The organism is Aeromonas ichthyocola (genome assembly GCF_046087985.1).
GTDB lineage: Bacteria > Pseudomonadota > Gammaproteobacteria > Enterobacterales > Aeromonadaceae > Aeromonas > Aeromonas rivipollensis.
Genome location: NZ_JBJSWH010000004.1, coordinates 210,048 through 233,262, shown reverse-complemented (window position 1 = coordinate 233,262; position 23,215 = coordinate 210,048). Strand labels below are relative to the sequence as shown.

General features: G+C 62.9%; 19 protein-coding genes, 4 tRNA genes and 2 pseudogenes. 11 read left to right on the top strand and 14 right to left on the bottom strand.

Going from position 1 to position 23,215, the window contains the following annotated elements; translation table 11 throughout:
• Positions 1-128: 128 nt before the first annotated feature.
• The 4 genes from treR (at position 129) to ACF2JD_RS13515 (ending at position 5,052) form a co-directional block, all read left to right on the top strand.
• Complete coding sequence (treR, locus tag ACF2JD_RS13530; RefSeq protein WP_440987603.1) at positions 129-1,076, top strand: trehalose operon repressor TreR; 948 nt, start codon at positions 129-131, stop codon at positions 1,074-1,076.
• A gap of 187 nt (positions 1,077-1,263) precedes the next feature.
• Positions 1,264-2,694 (top strand): PTS trehalose transporter subunit IIBC, encoded by a 1,431-nt coding sequence (gene treB, locus ACF2JD_RS13525; RefSeq protein WP_005323487.1) that lies wholly within the window; start codon positions 1,264-1,266, stop codon positions 2,692-2,694.
• A gap of 82 nt (positions 2,695-2,776) precedes the next feature.
• Positions 2,777-4,441, top strand: a complete 1,665-nt coding sequence (gene treC, locus ACF2JD_RS13520; protein ID WP_440987602.1) for an alpha,alpha-phosphotrehalase — start codon at positions 2,777-2,779, stop codon at positions 4,439-4,441.
• A complete protein-coding gene (locus ACF2JD_RS13515) occupies positions 4,441-5,052 on the top strand; it encodes a sugar O-acetyltransferase (protein ID WP_139745631.1) in 612 nt (203 codons plus the stop codon). Before treC ends, ACF2JD_RS13515 begins: the two co-directional genes overlap by 1 nt.
• Positions 5,053-5,179: 127 nt before the next feature.
• Here ACF2JD_RS13515 and ACF2JD_RS13510 read toward each other — a convergent pair whose 3' ends face one another.
• Positions 5,180-5,638: an Lrp/AsnC family transcriptional regulator gene (locus tag ACF2JD_RS13510; protein ID WP_163137562.1), complete on the bottom strand. Its 459-nt coding sequence runs from the start codon at positions 5,636-5,638 to the stop codon at positions 5,180-5,182.
• Between the two features lie 106 nt (positions 5,639-5,744).
• Between ACF2JD_RS13510 and ACF2JD_RS13505 the strand changes: the two genes are divergently transcribed.
• Positions 5,745-6,611, top strand: a complete 867-nt coding sequence (locus ACF2JD_RS13505; protein ID WP_171276923.1) for an EamA family transporter — start codon at positions 5,745-5,747, stop codon at positions 6,609-6,611.
• Between the two features lie 357 nt (positions 6,612-6,968).
• Positions 6,969-7,301, top strand: coding sequence for a hypothetical protein (locus ACF2JD_RS13500; protein WP_111911074.1), 333 nt, complete (start codon positions 6,969-6,971; stop codon positions 7,299-7,301).
• A 125-nt stretch (positions 7,302-7,426) separates the two neighbouring features.
• Here the strand turns inward: ACF2JD_RS13500 and ACF2JD_RS13495 are convergent, their stop codons facing one another.
• From ACF2JD_RS13495 to plsY, 8 genes and pseudogenes are all read right to left on the bottom strand, one after another.
• Complete coding sequence (locus ACF2JD_RS13495; protein WP_106885681.1) at positions 7,427-8,026, bottom strand: Yip1 family protein; 600 nt, start codon at positions 8,024-8,026, stop codon at positions 7,427-7,429.
• A 228-nt stretch (positions 8,027-8,254) separates the two neighbouring features.
• Positions 8,255-9,598 carry a potassium channel family protein gene (locus ACF2JD_RS13490; protein WP_106885680.1) on the bottom strand — a complete coding sequence of 448 codons (1,344 nt, stop codon included), beginning with the start codon at positions 9,596-9,598 and terminating at the stop codon, positions 8,255-8,257.
• Between the two features lie 327 nt (positions 9,599-9,925).
• Positions 9,926-10,885: pseudogene (locus ACF2JD_RS13485) on the bottom strand (OmpA family protein); the annotation flags it as partial.
• Positions 10,886-10,915: 30 nt separating this feature from the next.
• Positions 10,916-10,991 (bottom strand) — tRNA-Asn (locus tag ACF2JD_RS13480).
• A gap of 8 nt (positions 10,992-10,999) precedes the next feature.
• A tRNA-Phe gene (locus ACF2JD_RS13475) sits at positions 11,000-11,075 on the bottom strand.
• 3 nt (positions 11,076-11,078) lie between these two features.
• A tRNA-Thr gene (locus ACF2JD_RS13470) sits at positions 11,079-11,154 on the bottom strand.
• Between the two features lie 50 nt (positions 11,155-11,204).
• Positions 11,205-11,280: transfer RNA gene (locus ACF2JD_RS13465), tRNA-Phe, on the bottom strand.
• Between the two features lie 47 nt (positions 11,281-11,327).
• The gene (gene plsY / locus ACF2JD_RS13460; RefSeq protein WP_159392282.1) at positions 11,328-11,990 is read right to left on the bottom strand and encodes a glycerol-3-phosphate 1-O-acyltransferase PlsY; all 663 of its coding nucleotides are present in this window, start codon (positions 11,988-11,990) and stop codon (positions 11,328-11,330) included.
• Positions 11,991-12,161: 171 nt separating this feature from the next.
• Between plsY and folB the strand changes: the two genes are divergently transcribed.
• The 3 genes and pseudogenes from folB to ACF2JD_RS13445 all read left to right on the top strand — a co-directional run bounded on the left by folB (position 12,162) and on the right by ACF2JD_RS13445 (position 15,128).
• Positions 12,162-12,533 carry a dihydroneopterin aldolase gene (gene folB, locus ACF2JD_RS13455; RefSeq protein WP_106885677.1) on the top strand — a complete coding sequence of 124 codons (372 nt, stop codon included), beginning with the start codon at positions 12,162-12,164 and terminating at the stop codon, positions 12,531-12,533.
• A pseudogene (gene folK / locus ACF2JD_RS13450) lies at positions 12,533-13,050 on the top strand (2-amino-4-hydroxy-6-hydroxymethyldihydropteridine diphosphokinase). Before folB ends, folK begins: the two are co-directional and overlap by 1 nt.
• 356 nt (positions 13,051-13,406) lie before the next feature.
• Positions 13,407-15,128: a methyl-accepting chemotaxis protein gene (locus ACF2JD_RS13445; protein WP_440987601.1), complete on the top strand. Its 1,722-nt coding sequence runs from the start codon at positions 13,407-13,409 to the stop codon at positions 15,126-15,128.
• Positions 15,129-15,361: 233 nt separating this feature from the next.
• Here ACF2JD_RS13445 and mdtD read toward each other — a convergent pair whose 3' ends face one another.
• The 4 genes from mdtD to ACF2JD_RS13425 form a co-directional block, all read right to left on the bottom strand.
• Entirely contained in the window at positions 15,362-16,780 is a 1,419-nt protein-coding gene (gene mdtD / locus ACF2JD_RS13440; RefSeq protein WP_163137558.1) for a multidrug transporter subunit MdtD, read from the bottom strand.
• A 61-nt stretch (positions 16,781-16,841) separates the two neighbouring features.
• Positions 16,842-17,969, bottom strand: a complete 1,128-nt coding sequence (locus ACF2JD_RS13435; RefSeq protein WP_440987600.1) for a GTP-binding protein — start codon at positions 17,967-17,969, stop codon at positions 16,842-16,844.
• 123 nt (positions 17,970-18,092) lie between these two features.
• Positions 18,093-19,499 carry a D-arabinono-1,4-lactone oxidase gene (locus ACF2JD_RS13430; RefSeq protein WP_440987599.1) on the bottom strand — a complete coding sequence of 469 codons (1,407 nt, stop codon included), beginning with the start codon at positions 19,497-19,499 and terminating at the stop codon, positions 18,093-18,095.
• Between the two features lie 116 nt (positions 19,500-19,615).
• Positions 19,616-20,233 carry a LysE family transporter gene (locus ACF2JD_RS13425; RefSeq protein ID WP_168235896.1) on the bottom strand — a complete coding sequence of 206 codons (618 nt, stop codon included), beginning with the start codon at positions 20,231-20,233 and terminating at the stop codon, positions 19,616-19,618.
• Positions 20,234-20,309: 76 nt separating this feature from the next.
• Between ACF2JD_RS13425 and ACF2JD_RS13420 the strand changes: the two genes are divergently transcribed.
• Positions 20,310-21,218: a LysR family transcriptional regulator gene (locus tag ACF2JD_RS13420; protein WP_234677358.1), complete on the top strand. Its 909-nt coding sequence runs from the start codon at positions 20,310-20,312 to the stop codon at positions 21,216-21,218.
• A gap of 69 nt (positions 21,219-21,287) precedes the next feature.
• Here the strand turns inward: ACF2JD_RS13420 and ACF2JD_RS13415 are convergent, their stop codons facing one another.
• Positions 21,288-22,211: a LysR family transcriptional regulator gene (locus ACF2JD_RS13415; protein WP_163148431.1), complete on the bottom strand. Its 924-nt coding sequence runs from the start codon at positions 22,209-22,211 to the stop codon at positions 21,288-21,290.
• A 176-nt stretch (positions 22,212-22,387) separates the two neighbouring features.
• On the opposite strand from ACF2JD_RS13415, the gene ACF2JD_RS13410 reads away from it, so the two are divergent.
• Positions 22,388-23,137, top strand: a complete 750-nt coding sequence (locus ACF2JD_RS13410) for a 3-oxoacyl-ACP reductase family protein (RefSeq protein ID WP_106885670.1) — start codon at positions 22,388-22,390, stop codon at positions 23,135-23,137.
• The last annotated feature ends 78 nt before the right edge of the window (positions 23,138-23,215 follow it).

Sequence of the window (23,215 nt, the reverse complement as noted above, 5' to 3'; positions counted from 1 at the left end):
TCCTGTGCAATGGCGGGGGGAGTCGCCTGGGCAAATTGGCATTCTAACGCCATGGGCTTGTATTCACAGGACTTAATCACAACAATGTCTGCATCCCGGTTGTCGCCCTCCCCTGTCACGGATCCCCCATGGAAAAGAAACTGACCATCCTCGATATCGCCCGCCTCAGCGGGGTCGGCAAGTCGACCGTCTCCCGGGTGCTCAATCAGGATCCCAGGGTCAACGCCCAGACCCGAGCCAGGGTCGAGGCGGTGATCGCCCAGCACGACTTCGTGCCGAGCAAGTCGGCCCGGGCCATGCGCAGCCAGAGCCAGCAGGTGATCGGCATAGTGGTGTCACGCCTCGACTCCAGCTCGGAGAACCAGGCGGTACGCGGCATGCTGGAGACCCTCTACGCCCGCGGCTACGACGCCGTGCTGATGGAGAGCAAGTTCTCCCCCGCCAAGGTGAGCGAACACCTGGCCGTGCTGGAGCGGCGCGGAGTGGACGGCATAATACTGTTTGCCTTCAACGATCTGGACTACGCCGCCATGGCGCCGCTCAAGGAGAAGCTGGTGCTGATGGTGCGCGAACACCCCGGGTTCTCTTCCGTTTGTTACGATGACGAGGGGGCGGTGCGGGCCGTGCTCGAGCACCTCAGGGGGCGGGGTATAGACCAGGTGGCCTATCTGGGGGTCGAGCGCAGCGATCTCACCACTGGCCTGCGCCGTCACCAGGCTTATCTCGACTACTGCGAGGCGCTGGGTCGCACGCCCCACAGCGCCCTCGGGGATCTCAGCCTGCACAGCGGCTACCGGCTGGCTGCCGAGCTGGTCACCCCCAGCACCCAGGCGCTGGTCTGCGCCAGCGACACCCTGGCCATAGGCGCCGCCAAATACCTGCAGGAGCAGGGGCGCACCGACATCCTGGTGAGCGGCCTCGGCAGCAACCCCATGCTTACCTTCCTGTTTGCCAACGCCCTCAATCTGGATTTCGGCTACAAGGATGCCGGCATTCTGGCCGCCAGACAGTTGCTCGACCAGATTGAAGAGGGCCAGGCCCCCAGAGCCACCATAGCCCCCTGTCAGCCCCTGTAGTCTATCTTTTCCTCTCATTACCGGCGTTTTGCACTTTTTGTGACCACCGCCACGAATTGGGAACGTTCCCATTGCTGATGTAGGCCGCTGGCTTCATGCTGATTGGGAACGATACCAATAAGCGGGCGGTCATTGGCCAGCCGGCAAAGAAACGACCATTATTCATCGAGTCACAGAGGGAAGGCTCATGTCAAAAGTCAACACACAGCATCTGGCACAGCTGATCGAACGGATCGGCGGCAAGGACAACATCACCACCGTCAGCCACTGCCTGACCCGGCTCAGGTTCGTGCTGGCCGATCCGGCCAAGGCCGATCCCAAGGCTATCGAGACCATACCGGCGGTGAAGGGCAGCTTCACCCAGGGCGGTCAGTTCCAGGTGGTGATCGGCAACGAGGTGGATCAGTGGTACAAGGCGCTCACCGAGGAGATAGGGGTGAGCGGCGCCAGCAAGGATGCCGCCAAGCAGGCGGCCCGCCACAACATGAATCCGCTGGAGCGCGGCATCTCCCACCTGGCGGAGATCTTCGTACCCCTGCTGCCCGCCATCATCACCGGCGGCCTGATCCTGGGATTTCGCAACGTCATCGGCGACATCAAGATGTTCGACGACGGGACCCATACCCTGGTGGAGATCAGCCAGTTCTGGGCCCAGGTGCACGCCTTCCTCTGGTTGCTGGGTGAGGCCATCTTCCACTTCCTGCCGGTGGGCGTCTGCTGGTCTGCGGTGAAGAAGATGGGGGGATCCGAGATCCTCGGCATAGTGCTGGGTATCACCCTCGTCTCGCCGCAGCTGATGAACGCCTACGGCATAGGTCAGCAAACCCCGGAAGTGTGGGACTTTGGCCTCTTCGTCATCCAGAAGGTCGGCTATCAGGCCCAGGTCATTCCGGCCCTGCTGGCGGGTGTCTTCCTCGCCTGGGTGGAAACCAGCCTCAAGCGCATCATTCCGGCCTACCTCTACCTGGTGATAGTGCCCTTCATCTCCCTGCTGCTGGCGGTGATAGTGGCCCACGCCTTCATCGGCCCCTTCGGTCGCTGGATTGGTGAGGGGGTCGGCTTTGCCGCCAAGGCCGCCATGACGGGGTCCTTTGCCCCCATAGGCGCCGCCCTGTTCGGCTTCCTCTATGCGCCCCTGGTCATCACCGGCATCCACCACACCACCAACGCGGTGGATCTGCAGCTGATGCAGAGCATGGGAGGCACCCCCATCTGGCCGCTGATCGCGCTCTCCAATATCGCCCAGGCCTCGGCGGTCGTCGGTATCATCCTGATCAGCCGCAAGGAGAACGAACGGGAGATCTCGGTCCCGGCCGCCATCTCCGCCTACCTGGGGGTGACCGAGCCGGCCATGTACGGCATCAACCTCAAGTACAAGTTCCCCATGCTGTGCGCCATGGTGGGCTCCAGCCTCGCGGCCCTCATCTGCGGCTTCAGCGGCGTGATGGCCAACGGCATCGGGGTGGGCGGCCTGCCGGGCATCCTCTCCATCCAGCCCCAGTACTGGGCCATCTATGCCGTCGCCATGCTGGTGGCCATAGTGGTGCCCGTGGTGCTGACCCTGCTGGTCTACAAGCGCCAGCAGGCGGCCGGCAAGCTGGATCTGGCCACCGCCTGATCCCCAAGACATCGGCGGAGCCCAGGCTCCGCCCTTTTTATTGGCCTGTTCAACCCAGTTTCAACCAATGAGCGATCCAACCATGACACAGACACCCTGGTGGCAAAGCGCCGTGATTTACCAGATCTACCCCAAGAGCTTTCAGGATTCCGCCGCTCGCGGCACCGGCGATCTCAAGGGGATCATGGCCCGCCTCGACTACCTCAAAACCCTAGGCGTCGATGCCCTCTGGCTGACCCCGGTCTACGTCTCCCCCCAGGTGGACAACGGCTACGACATCGCCGACTACCTGGCCATAGACCCGGCCTACGGCACCATGGCCGACTTCGAAGCCCTGCTGGCCGCCGCCCACGGGCACGACATCCGCATAGTGATGGACATAGTGGTCAACCACACCTCCACCGAGCACGCCTGGTTCAAGGCGGCGCTGGGGGACAAGAACAGCCCCTACCGCGACTACTACATCTGGAAAGATCCGGTGGAAGGCGACGTGCCCAACAACTGGCAGTCCAAATTTGGCGGCAGCGCCTGGGAGCTGGACCCGGCCACCGGCCAGTACTATCTGCACCTGTTCGCCCGCGAGCAGGCGGATCTCAACTGGGAAAACCCGGCGGTTCGCGCCGAGGTCAAAAAGATCATCCACTTCTGGGCGAAGAAGGGGGTCGACGGTTTCCGTCTCGACGTCATCAACCTTATCTCCAAGGATCAGCGCTTCACGAGCGACGAGGTGGGGGATGGCCGCCGCTTCTACACCGACGGGCCGCGTATCCACGAATTTCTGCAGGATGTGAGCCGCGACGTCTTCGCCCCGGTCGGAGCCATGACGGTGGGGGAGATGTCCTCCACCAGTCTCGAGCACTGCCAGCGCTATGGCGCACTGGACGGCTCCGAGCTCTCCATGGTGTTCAACTTCCACCACCTCAAGGTGGATTACCCCAATGGCGACAAGTGGACCAAGGCGCCGTTCGATTTCCTCGAGCTCAAGCGCATCTTCAACCACTGGCAGAGCGGCATGCACGGCAAGGGGTGGTCGGCGCTGTTCTGGTGCAACCACGATCAGCCGCGCATCGTCTCCCGCTTCGGCGACGAGGGCGAACATAGGGTGGTGGCCGCCAAGATGCTGGCCAGCACCTTGCACGGGTTGCAGGGCACCCCCTACATCTATCAGGGGGAGGAGATCGGCATGACCAACCCGGGTTATCAACGCATCGATGACTATCAGGATGTGGAGAGCCGCAACATCTTCGCCATCAAGCAGGCCGAAGGGATGGCGGAGGCCGAGATCCTCGCCATTCTGGGGGCCAAGTCCCGGGACAACTCCCGCACCCCCATGCAGTGGAGCGCCGCCCCCAACGCCGGCTTCACCAGCGGCACGCCCTGGCTGAAGCCCGCCACCAACTACCCCGAGATCAACGCCGAGGCGGCGCTGGCCGACCAGAACTCGGTGTTCTGGCACTACCGGGATCTGATCCGGCTGCGCAAGGATCATCCCATCTTCACCCAGGGGGATTATCAGGAGCTGCTGGCGGGGCACCCGCAGATCTGGGCCTATAGCCGCAGCGCCGGCGGTCAGACCCTGCTGGTGGTGAGCAACTTCTACGGCAGGCCTGTGACTTTCGAGCTGCCCGCCGAGCTGGCCGGTGGCAAGGGTCGCTTGCTGCTTGGCAACTACCCCGACAGCCCGGCCCGGCCGCAATCCTGCGAGCTGCGTCCTTATGAATCCCTGATCTGGCTGATGGAGCAATGATGACTGAGACAATCACAGCGCCGCGGGCAGCCGAGCGCTGCCCCGAATGGCAGAAGATGGTGGCGGGAGAGCCCTATGATGCGGGCCACCCCGAGCTCAAAGCGGCCCGCGAGCGCTGCCGCAGCCTCTATCACAGCTTCAACACCTGCTGGCAGGAGAAGCCGGAGCGGGATGCCCTGCTCCATGATCTGCTCGGTGGCCGAGGCGATCTGTGCGCCATCAACCCGCCCTTCTTCTGCGACTATGGCGCCAACATCTTCGTAGGCGAGAACTTCTACGCCAACGTCAACTGCACCATCCTCGATGTGTGCGAGGTGCACATAGGTGACAACGTGCTGCTGGCCCCCGGGGTGCAGATCTACACCGCCGCCCATCCGGTGGCGGTGGCGCCTCGGGTGGCCGGGGTCGAGTTCGGCAAGCCGGTGCGCATCGGCAACAACGTCTGGATAGGGGGCAGCGTCGTCATCTGCCCGGGTGTCACCATAGGGGACAACAGCGTGATAGGGGCGGGATCCGTGGTCACCAGGGATATTCCGGCGGGGGTGGTCGCGGTCGGCAACCCTTGTCGGGTGTTGCGCCCCATGACGGCGCAGGAGCTGGCGGAGATCTGACACGACCGGGGCAGCTAATACTGCCCCGGCTTGTACTCGGCCCTGTGGCCAAGACCTGCAAACCCCTCTTGTTCACGACAGCCAGCCAATGGCGTGCAGGCACTATCCCGCAGCGAATTCCCCCACCTCAGGCTGGCAACAAGGCCCCGCAGCGCTTGTGCTGCCCCATGACAACCAACGTCTTGAAGCTGCGCACCTGCTCCCTGGCATGCAGCACCCGCCGGGTGAACTGCTCGTAGCTCTGCATGTCCCGCGCGGCCACCTGCAGCACGAAGTCCTGCTCACCCGTCACATACCAGAGGTCCATGACCTCAGGCTCCCCCTTCAGGCAGGCGATCATCTCATCGACGATACGGCCATGATCCCGCTCCAGGGTGACGAGCACCAGCATGGTGATGGGCCAGCCCATGGTCGCCGGTGCCACCAGCGCCACCTCCCGCTCTATAAGTCCCGCCTCCCGCAGCGCCCGGACACGGCGGTAACAGGCGGGAGCGGAGAGGCCGACCCTGTGGGCCAGCTCTGGAATGGGCAGACGGGCATCCTGCTGCAGCTCGGCGAGGATGAGCAGATCGAACTTGTCGGTCATGTGGGATAAAGAGATAAAAATTATCGAGTGGGGCCAGTTTTAGACCGAAATTACGGCTATCGCCAGATATATTTTACTTCCCCTTCCCTGCTCAGGTTTGAACAAGATGCCACCGACCACCACAGCCCTCTCCTCCCTGCTGGCGGTCATGCTCGCCATGCTGTCGATCACCCTGGGCGCCTCCCTGGCCAAGTCGCTGTTTCCCTTGATCGGGGCCGCCGGCACCACCTTGTTCCGGCTGGGGTGTGCCGCCCTGCTCCTCTCCCTGGTGTTTAGAGTCTGGCGAGCGCCACTCGACAGACGCACCCTGCTGGGGGCCATCCCTTATGGACTCTCGCTGGGAGCCATGAACCTGCTCTTCTATCTGGCCATAGAGCGCATTCCCCTCGGCGTGGCGCTGGCCATCGAGTTCATAGGTCCACTGACGGTGGCGCTGATCAGTTCCCGCCACCGGGAAGACTTCATCTGGCTGGCGTTGGCCATCGTCGGTCTGCTGTTGCTGCTGCCGCTGCGGGCCGCCGAGCAGGCCATAGATCCCCTGGGGGCCGCATTGGCCCTCGGTGCCGGCGTGTTCTGGGGGCTCTATATGCTGACCGGCAAGCGGGCCGGTGCCTTGCTGGGGGCGCAGGCCCCGGCCCTTGGCATGTGGGTGGGAACCCTGCTGGTACTGCCCTTCGGCCTCGGCGGGGCGAGCGAGGCCAGCTTCACCCTCCCCCTGGTGCTGACCATAGCGGGGGTGGGGCTGCTTTCGAGTGCCATCCCCTACTCCCTCGAGATGTTTGCCCTGCGCCGGTTGCCGCTCAAGAGCTACGGCATACTGACCAGCGGTGAACCCGCCATGGGCGCCCTGATGGGGTTGCTGTTGCTGGGAGAGCAACTGCCCCCGTCCCAGTGGCTGGGAATAGCCGCCATCATAACCGCTTCGATGGGCACCACCTGGCATGGGGGACGACGGCGCGCCGACCCGGCGTGATCCCCTCAACTTAGACGGCGGCCGGCCTCATTGCGGCAACAGTTCTGCTGGCCGCTGGCGGGTGCAGTTCCGACGCTGGCGGTCCGGGATGGAGACCCCTCACATCTTGTTCATGTTTTTTGAACATCTAGACCAGTTTATCTCGCTAACAACCGAGCGATGACCTGTTTACCATGCATTCATCGCTTAGGCAGGATCGCCAAGTGGCCAAATAACAAGTTGTTCCAGGCTGGGATACCAAAAATAGGGTGTCTGACGTCAGTAAAAGAACTACATAGTATTTGAATAACCTCTTGCAAGGATGCATTGATGCGGGCCTCTCCGGCCTTGCCAATGACATAAAAATCAAGAGAGTGAATGAACATGAAAAACCTAATCAAGATGCTGGCCGTCGCAGGCCTGATGACTGCCGGTGTTGCCCAGGCTTCCGTTCCTGCCGATTTCAATGCCGCCCCTGGCGTATTGTTCGTGAACTGGCACGCCAGCGCGACCATGGCTGGCAAGGCCAACCCCATGCTGGAGGTACGCGACGAGTCTGGTGATCTGGTGGCCTCAGTCCACGCCAACCTGATGGGCACCCAGCAGGTGCAGATCCCGAGCCGCGCCCAGGGCAACCTGACAGTGAGCCTGGGGGACCAGAGCAGCGACTACCGCATCCCCTTTGGCATCGGCAGCGGCAACCCGCGCTGATCCCGGCCTCGCGACCAACGCTTTCACTCCGCCCGGTTGCCACAACCCGGCCAGAAAGCGTGAATGAGCCCCATGACAAAGGCGCCATAGAGGCGCCCTTGTCGTTTCTGCCGGCTCGTCAGCGGCTAATGGGTAAACACGGGGCCAAAGCCGGATCCCCACAGAATGGCCGTGGCTGCCAGCACGCAGACCAGCAGCACCAGACCGACGGTGACCACAGAGCTGGCATAGATGAACCCCTGCTCCTTGGGGATGTGCATCAGAATAGGCACCCCCACATAGAGCAGGTACACCGAGTAGCTGAGCCCGATGAGACCGATGATCATCATGAACCAGAGGTGCGGGAAGAACGCGGAGAAACCGACCATGAAGAGCGGCGTGGAGGTGTAGGCCGCGAGCTCTAGCGACGTCGTGTAGCTGGGATCCGAACCGAAGGTATGGCCCATCCAGTGCACCAGATAGGAGAGCGCGAGAACGCCGATGATGAGCGTCACGTACATGGCGATCGACAGCATGAGGGCGCTGTTCGCGGTCAGGGTGATGGGCTCACCGACGCCAATGCTCCAACCTATGTGCACGGCGGAATAATAGGCACAGATGGGCGGGATAAGGGCCACGATCAGGATATGAGTCAGACTGTTTCGGAAACTGTCATGTCTCTCGTCTATGGTATGCCATTCGGTGTGAGGATGCGCATACAATCCCCATAAGTGATTCAATATCATAGCGTTATTCCTTCTCTGCTTCGATTGTGGACTGGTCGATACCGCTCTCGCTCCCTTGTTTTTTTCTCGTGCAACATTCGGTGCGCCATCCATCGCAAGCGCGACCCATGACTCTAAATAAAGTCGCTCCACTGCCGGTGCGTCAAGGAAGAGCACCATCCCCGCAGTGCTGGCGGTTGGCCAGTCCCTGGCGGCGGGGCAAGTGGTGCACCGCCGCCAGCGCTATCGTCAATACTGCTTGGTCTTTGAAGCAAAGCCGGCGAGGAAGAGGCCGGTCAGAAACATGCCGCAGAACGCCTCTATGGCCGACAACAACTGGAGGGGAGAGGAGGTCTGGGAGATATCGCCGTAACCCAGGGTCACGAAGGTCACTATGCTGAAGTAGAGGGAGCGCCCCAGGTGGCCATGGGTCACGGACTCCGGCGCCAGGAAGTAGGTCAGGGTCGCCAGCAATATGACCCCCATCGACATCAGCAGGCTTCTTATCGGCCGCTCGCCAAATCCCCAGGTAATGAAGCTGACAAACTTGCTGGCGCACTTGAGGTAGCACAGCAGGGAGAGCCACCCCTTCGTCATCAAGCCGCTGCGCAACCAGCGCTCTCTGAACAGCTCCCTCGGGCTTGCCAGGGATTTCATCTCGTGCAGCTTCTCCTTGTAATAGCATTCACCGGCATCGACGGTGTCCCCCACGCTGGAGAAGATGCGTTTGGCATTGCGGTACAGCTTGCTGGCCTCGTTGTGATCGATCCGGCCATTCTCGTTGTAGACCACCTGCACCTTGTCCAGATTGGTGTGCTCCATGGTGGCATCGAAGTTCTTGGCACTGACGTTGAAGTTTTTCAGCACGGCCCGGGAGGAGTGAAAGCGGATCTCCTCGCACTCTATGGTGAAGTCCTGAAACACCCCGTCCTCCAGCGCCAGCTCCCGCTTCTTGGCCCAGGCCCTGTGATCCCACAGCAGGGAATCGAACAGATCGAGCCCGATCACCCCGCCATTGACCCTCACCCCCTTGGCCGAGCAGTGCCACAGATAGACCTTGGAGTTGTTGACGGCGCCATCCAGCGAGAGCTCGTCGAGGCAGGTGAAGTCCAGCAGACGGCCTGAGATGATGGGGCTCTTGAGCTCGACGCCGCCAATGTTGAGCAGCCGATGCTTGCCCAGCACCTGGGCCTCCCCCTTGTTGTTCTCGGAGACGGAGAGCAGGCTCTGCACCCGCTTCACCTCTGCTTTGCCGTGCCTGGCGGCCAGCCACATGGCATAGGGCTCGAAGCGCGTCTCGGAGCGGATAAGGCCGCTCTTGCGCAGGGACTCCAGCGCGCTTGAGGCGGTCTCATAGAGCCTTATCTTGTCGTCGCTCATGTAGACGCAGAGGCTGAGCACGGATCGCGAGCTGATGAAGCGGGCTATGCCGATCTGGAAGATGACGCTTTTCTCTATTTTCTGCTCTGTCATCCAGTCGTCGAAATGGGGCAGCGAGGCCACCAGCAACTCCCAGATCAATGGATAGTCATTCTCCCGTCGCCACTCGTTGAATTGTTCGGGAGAAAGCTGCCACAGCTCGGTCGCATTCATAGATTACCTCGATCATGGATTTGTCCCTCCCAGGAGTGCCGAGGGAGAGGATCAGGAGCCTGCACGCCCAAAGAGAGATACCAGTTCGTAGAAAACGGGGGATCACAGGCCGGTCACGCCATCATACTAGCCGAGAGGATGGCTGTAACTCACTGACAGGGAAGGTATAAGGGGCGGGGAGCGACAAGTTGTCGCGGGACTGAAGAGGAATCAGGCGCCAGGATCGCCGTGCCAGGCGGCCTCGCCCGTCCGGGAAGCGGGAGGCCCAGACAAGCAAAAGGGGATGCCATGGCATCCCCTCTTCACATCAGCTGAGCTGACGTCAGCTTATTGCTGTACTTCCTGCACGCCGGAGACGCGGACTTCGACGCGGCGATCCGGTGCCAGGCAGGAGATCAGCTCGTTCTTGCCCTTGACGCCGTCACACTGGGTGCCGGTGACAGGGTCGGCTTCACCGCGGCCCTCGATGGCGATCTTGCTGGTGGCCAGGCCCTGGCTCACCAGGAAGTCGGCCACGGTACGGGCACGGGCTTCGGAGAGCTGCTGGTTCTGGGCATCGGAACCGATGCGATCTGTGTAGCCAACGACGATGGCGCTGCCATCTTTCGGCTGGAATTCAACGATCTGCTGGTACAGACCGCTCAGGGCTTCCACCCCTTCCGGCTTCAGATCTGCCTTGCCAAAGGCAAACAGCACGTCGGAGTTCAGGGCAAAGTTCTTCTCGACAACCACAGGGGCCGCTTCTGCCACGACAGGAGCAGCAACAGGCTCAACGTAGGAGGTGCGGAACGGGTGATATACGGCTTCCAGCGTCGCTACGCTCTGGTTGGACTTGTACTGCTCACCGGTGGAGGTGGTCAGGTCTGCCACGTCCCACATGTAGCGGTAGCGCGCCTGCAGATCCAGGGCATCGTTCAGCTTGTAGGTCAGACCGACGCCAGCCAGCGGAGAGACACGGGTGTCGCTGTTGTCCAGGCCGTCGGTATGGGCCCAGTAGGCACCCGCCTCACCGAACAGGGAGAAATCTTCGCCAAGGGGCAGACGGGCGATACCGGACAGGGTCGCACCCTGGTTCTCGTAACGCTCACCATCGGCACTACCACGACCAGCGTACTGGTAACCCAGTTCGGCACCGAAGGTCTCGTTGAAGTTGTAACCCATGAAGAGGTTGGTCGCGGCGGCATCTTCAGTGCCGGTTTCGACGGCAGCGTTGTTCAGGCCGTTGAAGTGAGCGGCACCGACACCGGCACCAAAGTAGATGTCGTCGGTAGCGTGAGCAGCTAAAGCCCTTGTCTTGCGACAAGGGTCTTTTTGAAATGGCTCCTCCTACTGGACTTGAACCAGTGACATACGGATTAACAGTCCGCCGTTCTACCGACTGAACTAAGGAGGAATTGTAAGTGGTGCCCAGAGACGGAATCGAACCGCCGACACGGGGATTTTCAATCCCCTGCTCTACCGACTGAGCTATCTGGGCAAATGGTGCCGGCTACCGGAATCGAACTGGTGACCTACTGATTACAAGTCAGTTGCTCTACCTACTGAGCTAAGCCGGCACACTTAAACTATTGTGCATGAACAAATTTTTCTTTCATGGCACCAAAATTGGTGCCCAGAGACGGAATCGAACCGCCGACACGGGGATTTTCAATCCCCTGCTCTACCGACTGAGCTATCTGGGCGTGGGCGCTATTAAACGGATTTTAAGGCGGGTGGTCAACGGGAAATTTCACTTTTCGTCTCGTTCGTCTCTTTTTTGCGCAGCATCACTCGTTTTAATCACTTCTGTGGGAGAAGCCGCGCCTCGGCGGCCCCAGAGTCGAGATTCCTCACCCCTGAGCAGGCGGGTGATGTTCTCGTGATGGCGCACCAGGATGAGACAGGAGAGCAAGGAGACCGGCAGGGTATATTCCGGTTTGAGCAGGTAGGTGAAGAGCGGGGTCAGCAGCACTGTAATGATGGAAGCCAGCGACGAGTAGCCGCTCACCAGCAGCACCAGCAGCCAGGTGGCGATCGCGGCGCCCCCCATGGCAAAGCCGATGGGCAGCATGGTGCCGAGCGCAGTGGCGACCCCCTTGCCCCCCCGAAAGTGGAAGAAGATGGGGTACATGTGACCCAGACAGGCAGCGACGCCGATGAACCCCAGGTAGACGGGCTTGATCTGCAGATACCAGGCGAGGTAGACGGGAGCCATGCCCTTGAGCACGTCGAGCAACAGGACGATGAGCGCGGCCATCCGGCCACCGAGGCGCAGCACATTGGTCGCCCCCGGGTTGTGGGAACCATGGTCGCGGGGATCCGGCAGACCCGTGAGGCGGGAAACCAGCACGGCGCTGGACAGCGAGCCGCCCAGATAGGCCAGAATAATCATCAAAATCGTCAGGGCCGTCATCTTGGTCGTTTTTACCACGATATGAATGGGGTATGATGCGGGCCACATTCTCTGGTCTGGGCTTGCCCGAAAGCCTGTCGCCCAAACCGGCCGCCAGCGGCAATCGGCTTGCCAGGCCTGCATCCCTGCGCTGTTTTCACAGCCCATCAAGAGTAAAGAAGAAGTACTGTCATGGACAAGGTGTTTATTCGCGGACTCGAGGTTTTGACCACCATAGGGGTATATGAGTGGGAGAAAGGCATCCGCCAGAAGCTCTGTTTCGATCTCGAGATGGGATTCGACAACCGACCCGCCGCCGCAACCGACGATATCAATCTGGCACTGGATTACGCCACCCTCTCCCGCAAGATCTGTGATCACGCCCAGAGCAAGGTCGTCGAGCTGGTCGAAACCATGGCCGAGCAGGTGGCCGCCCTGGTGCTGGCCGACGAGCGGGTGCAGTGGGTCAAGGTCACCCTGACCAAGCCGGGTGCCGTGCCCAATGCCGCCGGCGTCGGGGTCGAGATCCTGCGCCACCGGACCCCGGCCGCGAGCGCCTGCTGATGACCCGCATCTATATCAGCCTGGGTCCAATATCGAGCGGGAGCACCACATCCGGGCCGGCCTCGATGCCCTGCATGCCGAGTTTGGCGAGTTGCAGGTTTCCCGGGTGTTCGAGAGCGAGGCGGTAGGCTTCAACGGCCGCCCCTTCTATAACCTGGTAGTCGGCGCCGACACCGACTTGCCCCTCGCAACCCTGTGCCAGCGGCTGCGGGCCATGGAGTTCGCCCACGGCCGCGAGCCGGATGCCAAGAAGTTTGCCCCCCGCACCCTGGATCTCGATCTGCTGCTCTATGGGGATCTGGTCTGCGACGAGCCTCTGGTACTGCCCCGTGGCGAGATCCTCACCAACGCCTTCGTGCTCTGGCCGCTGGCGGAGCTGGCCCCCGGCCTGCGCCATCCCACCGATGGCCGCCCCCTGGGCGAGCTGTGGCAAGGCTATGACAAGGCCTCCCAGCGCCTCGACCCCATCCCCTTCCACTGGACGCCGAGCGGCATCCTGGCCGATATCCAGGCCTGATCCACGCCAACATGGGCGCCCGGGCGGTTTCCTCCGGCCGGGCGCCCTCGCCCTCCCTCACTAGCTCCGCCTCAGGTCAGGGGCGACGCCAGACTATTTCGCTACATGACAGTGGGATGACAGAACCCATCGAATCCCAAACGCGAAACCGGCGGAATAAAATGCTAAAGCCACCTTCAGAATATATCTTCAGCGCCGATACGCTAGCCAACTCCTTTGCCCCTTGAGGTCGTCGTGAACGTCAAACAGAAACTTGTGTTATCCGCCATCCTGGTGGCCGGGATCCAGGCCGTCGTCATGGGGGTCATGTTTTACTGTTTTACTTCTCCGGGCAGGAGTCGCGCAGCAACGCCGAGATGCTGCAGGCCAAGCAGGTGGAGGCCGACCTCGTCGCCCTCACCCTGCAGGAGAGAGAGTTTCTGTTGAGCCGGGACCCCGCCGCCGCCACCGCCTTCACCACCCAGAGTGACCAGGCCAGCCGCCTGCTCGCCGAGATGGCAAGAGACCATGGGGGCACGCAGCAGGCCGACATACTGGGCTTTGCCAGCCAGCTCAAGGAGTACAGCCGCCAGTTCGAGACCCTGCGCGCCCAGCAGGAGAAGATAGGGCTCACCCCGACCAGCGGCCATTACGGCGCCCTGCGTCAGGCCATCCACGCACTGGAGCAGGAGCTCAAGGCCCGGGGCCAGCAGCAGGAGAGCCTGCTGATGCTGCAACTGCGCCGGGACGAGAAGGACTTCATGCTGCGCCGAGACATCAGCTATCGTGCCAAGTTCGAACAGAACCTAGCCCCCCTGGCCGAGGCGCTCGCCGGTGAACCGGCCCTCGCCGCCCTGCTGGAACGCTACCGCCAGAACTTCCTCGCCCTGGTCACTGAGGAGCAACGCCTGGGTCTGAGTGCCGGCGAGGGGCTGAGGGGCGAGCTCAATCGCAGCGCTGAGCAGATGCGCCAGGCGGGCATGACCCTGACCCAGGCCCTGACCCGGGAAGCCGACGCTACCCATGAACACACCCTCAGGGTCATGGTACTGCTCTGCCTCCTCGGCATACTGGCCGCCCTCGGCCTCAACCTGCTGATCGGCCGCGACGTCATGACTGGCCTGCAACGGCTGGCGGACACCATGCGTCGGGTCACCGCCAGCAGCGATCTGACCCTGCGCGCCCGCATCGGCTCCAGGGACGAATTTGGCGCCATGGGCCGCGACTTCGACACCATGCTGGAGCACTTCAACCAGGTCATAGGCCAGGTCGTCTCCTCGGTCACGGATCTGGAACGCCTCACAGCCCAATTGCAGCGCAACGCCAACGCCGCTCAGGAGGGTACCCAGCAGCAGCTGCAGGAGAGCGATCTGGTTGCCACCGCAGCCACAGAGATGGAGAGCACTGTGCAGGAGATCGCCAGTAACACGGAGAGCGCCGCCGAGAGCGCCCGTACCACCAACCTGAGCGCCCAGCAGGGCCGGGAGAGCGTGGAGACCACGATGGCGGTGATCCACTCCCTCTCCGCCAAGCTGGAGGCCTCGGGCAAGGAGGTGATCGCCCTGGCCGAGGAGAGCCGTCAGGTGGGCAATGTGCTGGAGGTGATCCAGGCCATCGCCGAGCAGACCAACCTGCTGGCCCTCAACGCAGCCATCGAGGCCGCCAGAGCCGGCGAGCAGGGACGAGGCTTCGCCGTGGTCGCCGACGAGGTGCGCAACCTGGCCATGCGCACCCAGCAGAGCACCAGCGAGATTGCCGCCATAGTCTCCGGCTTGCAGGCCCGAACCCAGAGCGTGGTCACCCTGATCGGCGAGTGTCGCACCCAGGGGGAACGCAGCGTCGAGGCCGCCGGAGAGGCCAGCACCCAGCTCGCCAACATCACCCGTCAGATGGACCAGATGATGGACATGAGCACCCAGATAGCCACGGCGGTCGAAGAACAGAGCTCGGTGGCGAGCGAAATCAATCGCAATGCCGTGGTGATCCGCGACATCGCCAACGACGCCCTGACCCAGGCCGAGCAGAACAGCCGCGCCAGCCAGAACGTGGCCGAGCAGGCGAGCCTGCTCCACCGGGCGGTCGATCAGTTCAGGGTCTGATCCCCCAATGAGAGAGGGCGGCCAGGGCCGCCCTCTCTTTTTACCGCTCCACCCGCGTGGCCATCAGACCGGACCTTGGCGCCGACCCTCCTTCACATTATCTCACATTATCTCTGGCAAGCTGGGCGAAGGCCTGCTCCACCCGCGTGGCCATCAGACCGGACCTTGGCGCCGTCCTTCCTTCACATTATCTCTGGCAAGCTGGGCGAAGACCTGCTCCACCCGCGCGGCCATCAGACCGGACCTTGGCGCCGTCCCTCCTTCACATTATCTCTGGCAAGCTGGGCGAAGATCAGCGCCGCCAGCATGGACATCAAACCTATGCACAGATAGGTGAGGTGGAAGCCGCCGAGCCAGCGTTCGCTCGCCTGTGCCGGCTGGCCGGCGGAGAAGAGCCCGAGCAGGCTGGCGGCGATGGCTACCCCCAGGCTCATGGAGAGCTGCATCACCACCGACAGCAGGCCGTTGCCGCTGCTGGCGTGCTCGGCACTCAAATCTTGCAGGGTCAGCGTATTCATGGCGGAGAACTGCAGTGAGTTGATGGCACCGAAGACCGCCAGCCAGACCAGCAGTACCCAGTGCGGCACCTGGTTGTCGATGAAGTAGAAGCTGGCGATCATCACCCCCAGCGCCAGGGTATTGCCGATCAGGATGCGGCGATAGCCGATGCGCGGGATCAGCTTGTTCACCAGCGTCTTGGTCAGCATGGCGCCGATCACTGTGGGGATCATTGTCATGCCCGCCTTGCTCGGCGAGAAGCCCAGCCCCAGTTGCAGGAAGAGCGGCGTGAGGAAGGGCATGGCGCCGCTGCCGAGGCGGGCGAACAGGTTGCCCCAGATGCCGATGGCGAAGGTGGTGGTCTTGAACAGCGCCAGGCTGAAGAGCGGCTGCGCCACTGTGGCGGCATAGAGCCAGTAGCTCGCCATGGCGGCCAGACCGAACAGCAACGCAAACAGGGCCCAGCCGGTAGAGATGCTGTGCTCCCCCAGCCCCTGCAGGCCCACCGACACCAGCACCATGCCGACGCTGAACAGCACGAACCCCTGCCAGTCAAACCTGGCGGTGTGCTGACGCAGATCGGGCATGAAGTACCAGCTGGCGATGAAGCCGAGCACGCCCACCGGCAGGTTGATGAGGAAGACCCAGTGCCAGCTCGCCACCTCCACCAGCCAGCCCCCGAGCGCCGGGCCCATGAGGGGCCCCAGCAGACCAGGGATGGTGACGAAGGACATCACCCGCAGCAGCTCGTGCTTGCTGTAGACCCGCAGCACAGCGAGCCGCCCTATGGGCATCAGCAGGGCACCGCCCACCCCTTGCAGCACCCGGGCGGCGACCAGCATGGGCAGGGTATTGGCGGCCGCACAGGCCAGGGAGCCCAGGGTAAACAGCAGTATGGCGGCCAGGTAGACGCGGCGGGTGCCGAACCTGTCCGCCAGCCAGCCGGAGGCGGGAATGAGCAGGGCCACCGTCAGCATGTAGGCGATGATCACCGACTGCATCTGCAGCGGGCTCTCCCCCAGGGCCTCTGCCATGCTGGGCAGGGCGGTGTTGAGTATGGTGCCATCCAGCGTCTGCATGAAGAAGCCGACCGCGGTCAGCCAGGGTAGCCACTTGCGTTGGGCGGGGGTCACCATGTGTGTGCTGTCAGGCATGAGTCTTTGTCTCCTCAACAGATAAGAAAAGACCCGCACGGGCGCGGGTCATATCAGCATATCAGGCATCCGGCTGGCCGAGCATGGCTCTGAGCTGCTCTTCCAGACTGGGCTCCGGGGCCTTGAGCGTATCAAGGAACAACCGCTCTATCCCCGCCTTGTCCTGGCTCTTCACGATAAACACCAGCCGGGACTGGGCCTTGCCCTCGGGCCACTCCCCCAGGGCCTGCAACGGATAGAGCTGGCCGTGCACCCCGTGGATCACCACGGGCTGGCTCTCGCCCTCCAGCTGCAAGATCCCCTTGAGGCGCAGCAGGGCATCCCCATACTGCCCCTGCACCGCATCGATGGCGGCCAGCAGGCGGGACGGTTTGAGCGGCTCGCCGATGCGCAGGGAGAAGCTCTCTATGTTGCCATGCTCGAAATGAGTCGGCGCGGCCGTGCCTACCTTGGCGGCGAACGGCTGCATCTTCGGCTGCATGGGAGATGCCAGCCCCTGTCGGGGTGACTCGGTGCGCAGCCAGGCCAGCAGTTGGCGCAGGTCGCGCCCCGCCGCCTCGTTGTAGGCGCCGAGCTTCTCCAGCACCGCAGGTGAGAGCACGCCATTGCTGACCCGCTGGATGGGGGCCGCCGGGTTGAGGGATGCCAACTGGCTTTCGACCCGCATCAGGGTCTCTTCCTCCACCAGATCCCCCTTGCTCACCACCAGCAGATCCGCCAGCGCCACCTGCTTGACCGCCTCGTATTGCTGGCCGAGCTGCTGCTCTATATGACCGGCATCCACCACTGTCACTGTGCCATCGAAGCGGTAGCGCTGGGCGATGAAGCCCTCTTCCTTCAGGGTAAAGAGCACGGGAGCGGGATCCGCCAGGCCAGTGGTTTCGATAATCAGCCGCTTGAACGGCTTTATCTTGCGCTGAATCGCCTTCATAAAGAGCCCCTGCAACGCCTCCACCAGGGAGCCCTGCACCGAGCAGCAGATGCAGCCGGAATCGAGCAGCACCACCTGCTCGTCCACCTGCTGCACCAGATGATGATCCAGCCCCACAGAGCCGAACTCGTTGATGAGCACAGCGCACTCGCCGAGCTCCGGCTGCTTGACCCAATGGTTGAGCAAGGTGGTCTTGCCGCTGCCGAGGAAGCCGGTCAGCAGGGTCACGGGAATTCTGGTGTCTTGTGGGTCTGTCATGTCACATCCTTAGCGCCTGTCGTCATGGGGCTTGAAGAGGCTATCTCTTCCCCTCATCCCCAACCCTTCTCCCACCAGGGGAGAAGGGAGCAAAAAATATCGCCCCTTTCCAAGAGGCCATCCTCACCGGTTGGCGAACAGCTCGCCGAGCCAGCGGTTCTCGAAGCGGCCATGGGGATCGAGTTCGCGCTTCAAGGCCAGGAAGTCGTGCCAGCGCGGCAGCAGGGCCGGGAAGTCGTAGAGATCCATCGCCAGGTGCTTGCCAAAATGCGGCGTACCGCCGAGCGGCACCAGCAGTTGCTGCAGCTCGCGCATCTGCTCCATGGAGCCGCCCACGAAGGTGCCGTCCGCCGCCAGATAGACCAGGAACCCTATCCAGCACACCGACTTGCCATAGGCGGCGCTAAGCCAGGCCTCGGAGGGGCCGGTGCAGCGCAATATGAAGGGGTAATGCAGCGCTCCCGGGTTGCGCTCCTGCCAGTGCTGCAGGATCTCGAGCGCCTCCTGCATCCGCTCGAGGGGCACCGCCACCTCGCAGTTGATCTGGGGCGCCGGTATCCCCTTGCAGAGGATCTGGTAGACGTTGCCCACCAGGTCAGAGGCATCCTTGAAGCGGCGCACCGTCTCGAAATGCTCCCCGGCCCGCGCCTCGTCCTTGGTGTCCCGCGCCATCTTCTGCAGGGTGGCATCTATGGTGTCATTGAGGGCGGCATTCATGGCACCGTCAACGTCCCCCTCCAGCAGCAGGGGCTCGCTGCCCCCGGCGCGGTAACGGGCCACCTCCTCCTCGGAGGCGGGATCCACCAGCCAGATGTGGCTCTCGCCGGTCCAGGCAAACCACCAGCTCTTCACGAAGCCGTGTTCGCGGTTGAGCCGCTCGTTGTGTTCCAGCAGGAAGGGGTAGTCGGTGGTGAACTTGGTGCAGCGCATGATGCGGTTTGGCACAGTGCGAAGGCGCACGTCGAGCAGCACACCGAGCATGCCCATGCCCATCACGAAGGCGCCGAAGCGCGGATCGGTGCGATCCACTCGCAGGATGTCCCCATTGGCCAGCATCACCGTCAGGGCCTCCACCGCATCGCACAGGGAGGACTGGTGCAGCCCCTGACCGTGGGTGCCTGTGCTGAGCGCGCCCCCCAGGGTCTGGATGCCGATGACGCCGGGGGACGCGGGCAGCATCCTATCCATGGCGATAAGATCCCCATAGACGGTATCGAGGGGCGTGCCCGCCTGGTAGGTGACGGTATCGGCGGTTTTCGCCAGCTGGCCGCGCAGATGGTGCAAGTCCACCAGCAGCGCCTGACTGCCCTCGGCATAGACGCTGTGAATGGGTTCGAAGGAGAGGCCTGAGCCGATGAGCCGCAGCTTGCGCGCCGGGTATTCCCGCAGCAGTTGCTGCAGCTCGTCGCGATTCTTCGGACGCCACACCTGATCCAGGGCGCCGAGGGGGTTGGTCCTGGACCAGTTGAACAGCACCTCCCGATTGCCAATCGCCTTGATGCTGTGAAATGCCTGGAACCTGACCGTCATACCGCGCCTCATCTGACTTCAAAATGAGCGGCAATTCTACCGAAAAGCGAGCGCCAAGGCATGAAAAACAAGCCCCTACAGTCGAGGGTAGATAAGGGGGACCAGCCCCCTTCCCCTCAGCGTGATTGCTGGGTCAGTGCCAGCAGCATGCCGAATCCCACCAGCAGACCGCCAAACACCCGATCTATCCAGTGGCGCACCGCCAGCAGACGAGCCCGTACCGACTCGCTGGAGAAGAAGAGCGCCACCGCGCTGAACCAGAGGGCATGGGCCAGCACTATGAAGGCGCCGTAGCCGAGCTGGACCGCCAGCGGCGTCTGCGGCTGCACCACCTGCATGAAGAGGCTGACGATGAAGATGGTGGTCTTGGGGTTGAGCACATTGGTCAGAAACCCGGTGCGCAGCGCCCCCAGGCTGGAGAGGGCTGGCTGGCGGGCCAGCGCCTCACCGGTCGCGGGCTGGGCCCGCAGCATCTTGATGCCGAGGAAGATGAGGTAGGCCGCCCCCGCCAGCTTGATGAGGTTGAACAGCCAGAGGGACTGTTGGATCAAGAGGCCCACCCCCAGCAGGGTGTAGCTCACGTGGATGCAGACCCCGGCCGCTATGCCGAGCGCCGTCAGCACGCCGGTACGACGGGAGAGCAGCAGGCTGTTGCGCGACACCATGGCGAAATCGGGGCCCGGGCTGATGACGGCAAAGAAGGTAATGGCGACTACGGCTAACAGTTCGGTCATGAAAATAGTCCTGATCACATGGGATATCGGCTATTTTATTTCGCATTAATCCCAATGACGAACGATAACTTCTGACATGAACGGTGAGAAAAATTCACAGAAAATCCTGTCGCTGCCCTCCCTGACGGCCCTGCGCTGCTTCGAGGTGGCTGCCCGCACCGAGCACTTCGGTCGCGCCGCCGACGAGCTGCACCTCACCCATGGCGCCATCAGCCGGGCGGTGCGCCTGCTGGAGGAAGATCTGGGCGTCAGGTTGTTCGAGCGGCGCCAGCGCCGGGTCTTCCTGACCGAGGCGGGCGACCGGCTCTATCTGGCGGTCAGGGAGGGGCTGGGCCAGATCCGGGAGACGGCCCAGGCCCTGCGCCAGCAGAGCCGCCCCCAGTCGCTGGTCCTCTCCTGCGAGCCAACCCTGCTGATGCGCTGGCTGATCCCGCGCTGGCCCGCCTTTCAGGCCCTGCACCCCGAGCTGGACGTTCACCTGATGGCGGGGGGCGGCGCCCTCAGCTTTGGCAGCGGCATCGATCTCGCCATCCGGCGCAATGACTTCGACTGGCCCGAGGATCTGCACAGCCAGCTGCTGTTCGAGGAGCTGACCGGGCCTGTCTGCCAGCCGGGCAAGGTGGCGCAGTTTTTCGAGCCGCGAGGGGAAGAATCCGCCCTGCGTCCCTCGGCCCCCCGCCTGCACACCAAGACGCGCCCGGATGCCTGGTCACGCTGGCAGGAGAATGCAGGGCAACCCCTGAATGACGAGGCGCCGACCCAGACCTTCGAACACTTCTACTTCAGCCTGCAGGCGGCGGTGGCGGGCCTTGGCGTCGCCATAGGCCCCTGCCGGCTGGTGTGTGACGACCTGGAGGCTGGGCTACTGGTGGCCCCGCTCGGCTTCGTTCCGGATGGTACCGGCTACCACCTGCTCGCCCCCGCCAGACCCGAGCCCGGCAGCGCCCACGAGAAACTGGCGAACTGGTTGCACAGCCTGAGCTGAGCGCTCACTGCACCTCCCCGCACGGCGGTGTTGACCTCGGGGACTCACGGCAGCCAGCCGTGACCTGGCTCAAGTGGCCCGAAAGGCACTGCCACTCTGTTGCGCCGCCAGCAGCAAGGCATCCACCAGGACGCGCACCTTGAGCGGCATGTGCTGGCTCCTGGCCCAGAGGAGATTGATCGGCATCTCGCCGCCGGAGTGATCATCGAGCACCGAGACGAGGGCGCCCGATCCCAACTGCTCGTTTACCAGCCAGGTCGGCACCTGCACCAGCCCAAGGCCGGCCAGGGCCGCTGCCCGCACGGCTTCCCCATCCCCCATCTCGTAGCGTACCGGGATGTCACGGGCTTCCGTCTTGCCCGCCCCATTGCTGAGCAGCCAGCCATGACGATGGCCGGCTCGCCAGTCGATGATGCAGTCGTGCCGTGACAGCTCATCCGGGGTCAAGGGCACCCCGCGCCTGGCCAGATAGGAGGGCGCCCCGCAGATGACGAGCCTCTGCTCCCCCAGACGGCGCGCAACGAGATCCGCCTGGTCCTCCAGCGCCCCTATGCGTACCACCAGATCGATGTTGGCCTCGATGAGATCGACTTTGCGCTCGTTGAAGGTCACCGACAGATCCAGCTGTGGATGCTGGCCAGCCAGTTCCAGCAGGATAGGCAGCACGTGCCTGCGGCCAAACGCCGCGGGAAGATCGATGCGCACGCGACCCGACGGGCTCTGCTTTCCCGATGCAAGGCTCTGCTCCGCCTCCTCCAGCACCCGGATAGCCTGAAGACAGCTGGCCAGATACGCCTCTCCCTCCGGGGTCAGGCTCACCCGACGGGTTGTTCTGTGCAGCAGCTTGACCCCCAGTCGCGCCTCCAGGCGCACTATGCTCTTGCTCAACGCCGAGCCGGTCAGCCCCAGCCCCAGCGCCGCTGCGGTAAAACTGCCTGTCCGAGCCACGGCGACAAAGTGTCTGACGCTCAGAAAGGGGTCCTGTACTGTCATCGACTCGGTCCTTGAAGGAATTAGAGATTGGAATGATAGCTACTTAATCAACCTCGAGGAATCAATCACACTGTAAACAGGTTCATTCAACACCACTCCTTGCTTGGGGTGGCCTGGAGAGCCTTGAGTTCCCAACTCGCTCAGACCTTGCTTCATCACCAGACAGGAGAGATCAGATGTTGACCGTCAAACCCCTCAGTGGACAAGTTGCCTTCGTACAAGGTGGTTCCCGCGGCATAGGTGCCGCCATTGTGAAGCGCCTCGCTCGCGACGGTGCCGCCGTGGCCTTTACCTATGTATCTTCCGCCAGCAAGGCAGAAGAGCTTGTCGCGACCATCACGGCGGCGGGCGGCAAGGCCCTGGCCATCCGTGCCGACAGCGCGGATGCCGTGGCCGTACAGCACGCCATACGCCAGAGCGTCACCCGCTTCGGGCGGCTGGACATTCTCGTCAACAATGCCGGGGTACTGGTATGGGGCCACCTTGAGGAGCTGACTCTGGATGACCTGGATCGCACCCTGGCGGTCAACATCCGCAGCGTCTTCGTGGCCTGTCAGGAGGCGGCTCATCACATGGGCAAGGGGGGGCGCATCATCAACATCGGCAGCACCAATGCCGATCGCATCCCCATGGCGGGCGGCTCCGTCTACGCCATGAGCAAATCGGCCCTGGTCGGCCTGACCAAAGGCATTGCACGGGATCTGGGCCCGCGGGGCATCACGGTCAACAACGTGCAGCCAGGCCCGGTCGATACCGACATGAACCCGGCTGACGGGGAATCGGCGGAGCAGCTCAAGGGGATGATGGCGCTGGCCCGCTACGGCAAGGATGAGGAGATCGCCAGCTTCGTCGCCTACCTGGCGGGGCCCGAAGCGGGATACATAACAGGCGCCAGCCTGACCATAGATGGCGGCTTCTCCGCCTGACTTTCCCTTTGACCTCAGATACAAAAGCCCCGGCACTCGCCGGGGCTTGCTCATCAGCGGGCACCACTGCCACACACT

Excerpts from the sequence above, each read along its gene's own strand:
- ACF2JD_RS13425 (WP_168235896.1), bottom strand. The coding sequence starts at position 20,233 with ATGACCGAACTGTTAGCCGTAGTCGCCATTACCTTCTTTGCCGTCATC.
- ACF2JD_RS13510 (WP_163137562.1), bottom strand. The coding sequence starts at position 5,638 with ATGACCGACAAGTTCGATCTGCTCATCCTCGCCGAGCTGCAGCAGGAT.
- ACF2JD_RS13435 (WP_440987600.1), bottom strand. The coding sequence starts at position 17,969 with ATGACAGACCCACAAGACACCAGAATTCCCGTGACCCTGCTGACCGGC.
- ACF2JD_RS13505 (WP_171276923.1), top strand. The coding sequence starts at position 5,745 with ATGCCACCGACCACCACAGCCCTCTCCTCCCTGCTGGCGGTCATGCTC.
- treB (WP_005323487.1), top strand. The coding sequence starts at position 1,264 with ATGTCAAAAGTCAACACACAGCATCTGGCACAGCTGATCGAACGGATC.
- ACF2JD_RS13490 (WP_106885680.1), bottom strand. The coding sequence starts at position 9,598 with ATGAATGCGACCGAGCTGTGGCAGCTTTCTCCCGAACAATTCAACGAG.
- treR (WP_440987603.1), top strand. The coding sequence starts at position 129 with ATGGAAAAGAAACTGACCATCCTCGATATCGCCCGCCTCAGCGGGGTC.
- ACF2JD_RS13515 (WP_139745631.1), top strand. The coding sequence starts at position 4,441 with ATGACTGAGACAATCACAGCGCCGCGGGCAGCCGAGCGCTGCCCCGAA.
- ACF2JD_RS13430 (WP_440987599.1), bottom strand. The coding sequence starts at position 19,499 with ATGACGGTCAGGTTCCAGGCATTTCACAGCATCAAGGCGATTGGCAAT.
- folB (WP_106885677.1), top strand. The coding sequence starts at position 12,162 with ATGGACAAGGTGTTTATTCGCGGACTCGAGGTTTTGACCACCATAGGG.
- ACF2JD_RS13500 (WP_111911074.1), top strand. The coding sequence starts at position 6,969 with ATGAACATGAAAAACCTAATCAAGATGCTGGCCGTCGCAGGCCTGATG.
- ACF2JD_RS13495 (WP_106885681.1), bottom strand. The coding sequence starts at position 8,026 with ATGATATTGAATCACTTATGGGGATTGTATGCGCATCCTCACACCGAA.
- treC (WP_440987602.1), top strand. The coding sequence starts at position 2,777 with ATGACACAGACACCCTGGTGGCAAAGCGCCGTGATTTACCAGATCTAC.
- ACF2JD_RS13410 (WP_106885670.1), top strand. The coding sequence starts at position 22,388 with ATGTTGACCGTCAAACCCCTCAGTGGACAAGTTGCCTTCGTACAAGGT.
- ACF2JD_RS13415 (WP_163148431.1), bottom strand. The coding sequence starts at position 22,211 with ATGACAGTACAGGACCCCTTTCTGAGCGTCAGACACTTTGTCGCCGTG.
- plsY (WP_159392282.1), bottom strand. The coding sequence starts at position 11,990 with ATGACGGCCCTGACGATTTTGATGATTATTCTGGCCTATCTGGGCGGC.
- mdtD (WP_163137558.1), bottom strand. The coding sequence starts at position 16,780 with ATGCCTGACAGCACACACATGGTGACCCCCGCCCAACGCAAGTGGCTA.
- ACF2JD_RS13420 (WP_234677358.1), top strand. The coding sequence starts at position 20,310 with ATGAACGGTGAGAAAAATTCACAGAAAATCCTGTCGCTGCCCTCCCTG.
- ACF2JD_RS13445 (WP_440987601.1), top strand. The coding sequence starts at position 13,407 with ATGCTGCAGGCCAAGCAGGTGGAGGCCGACCTCGTCGCCCTCACCCTG.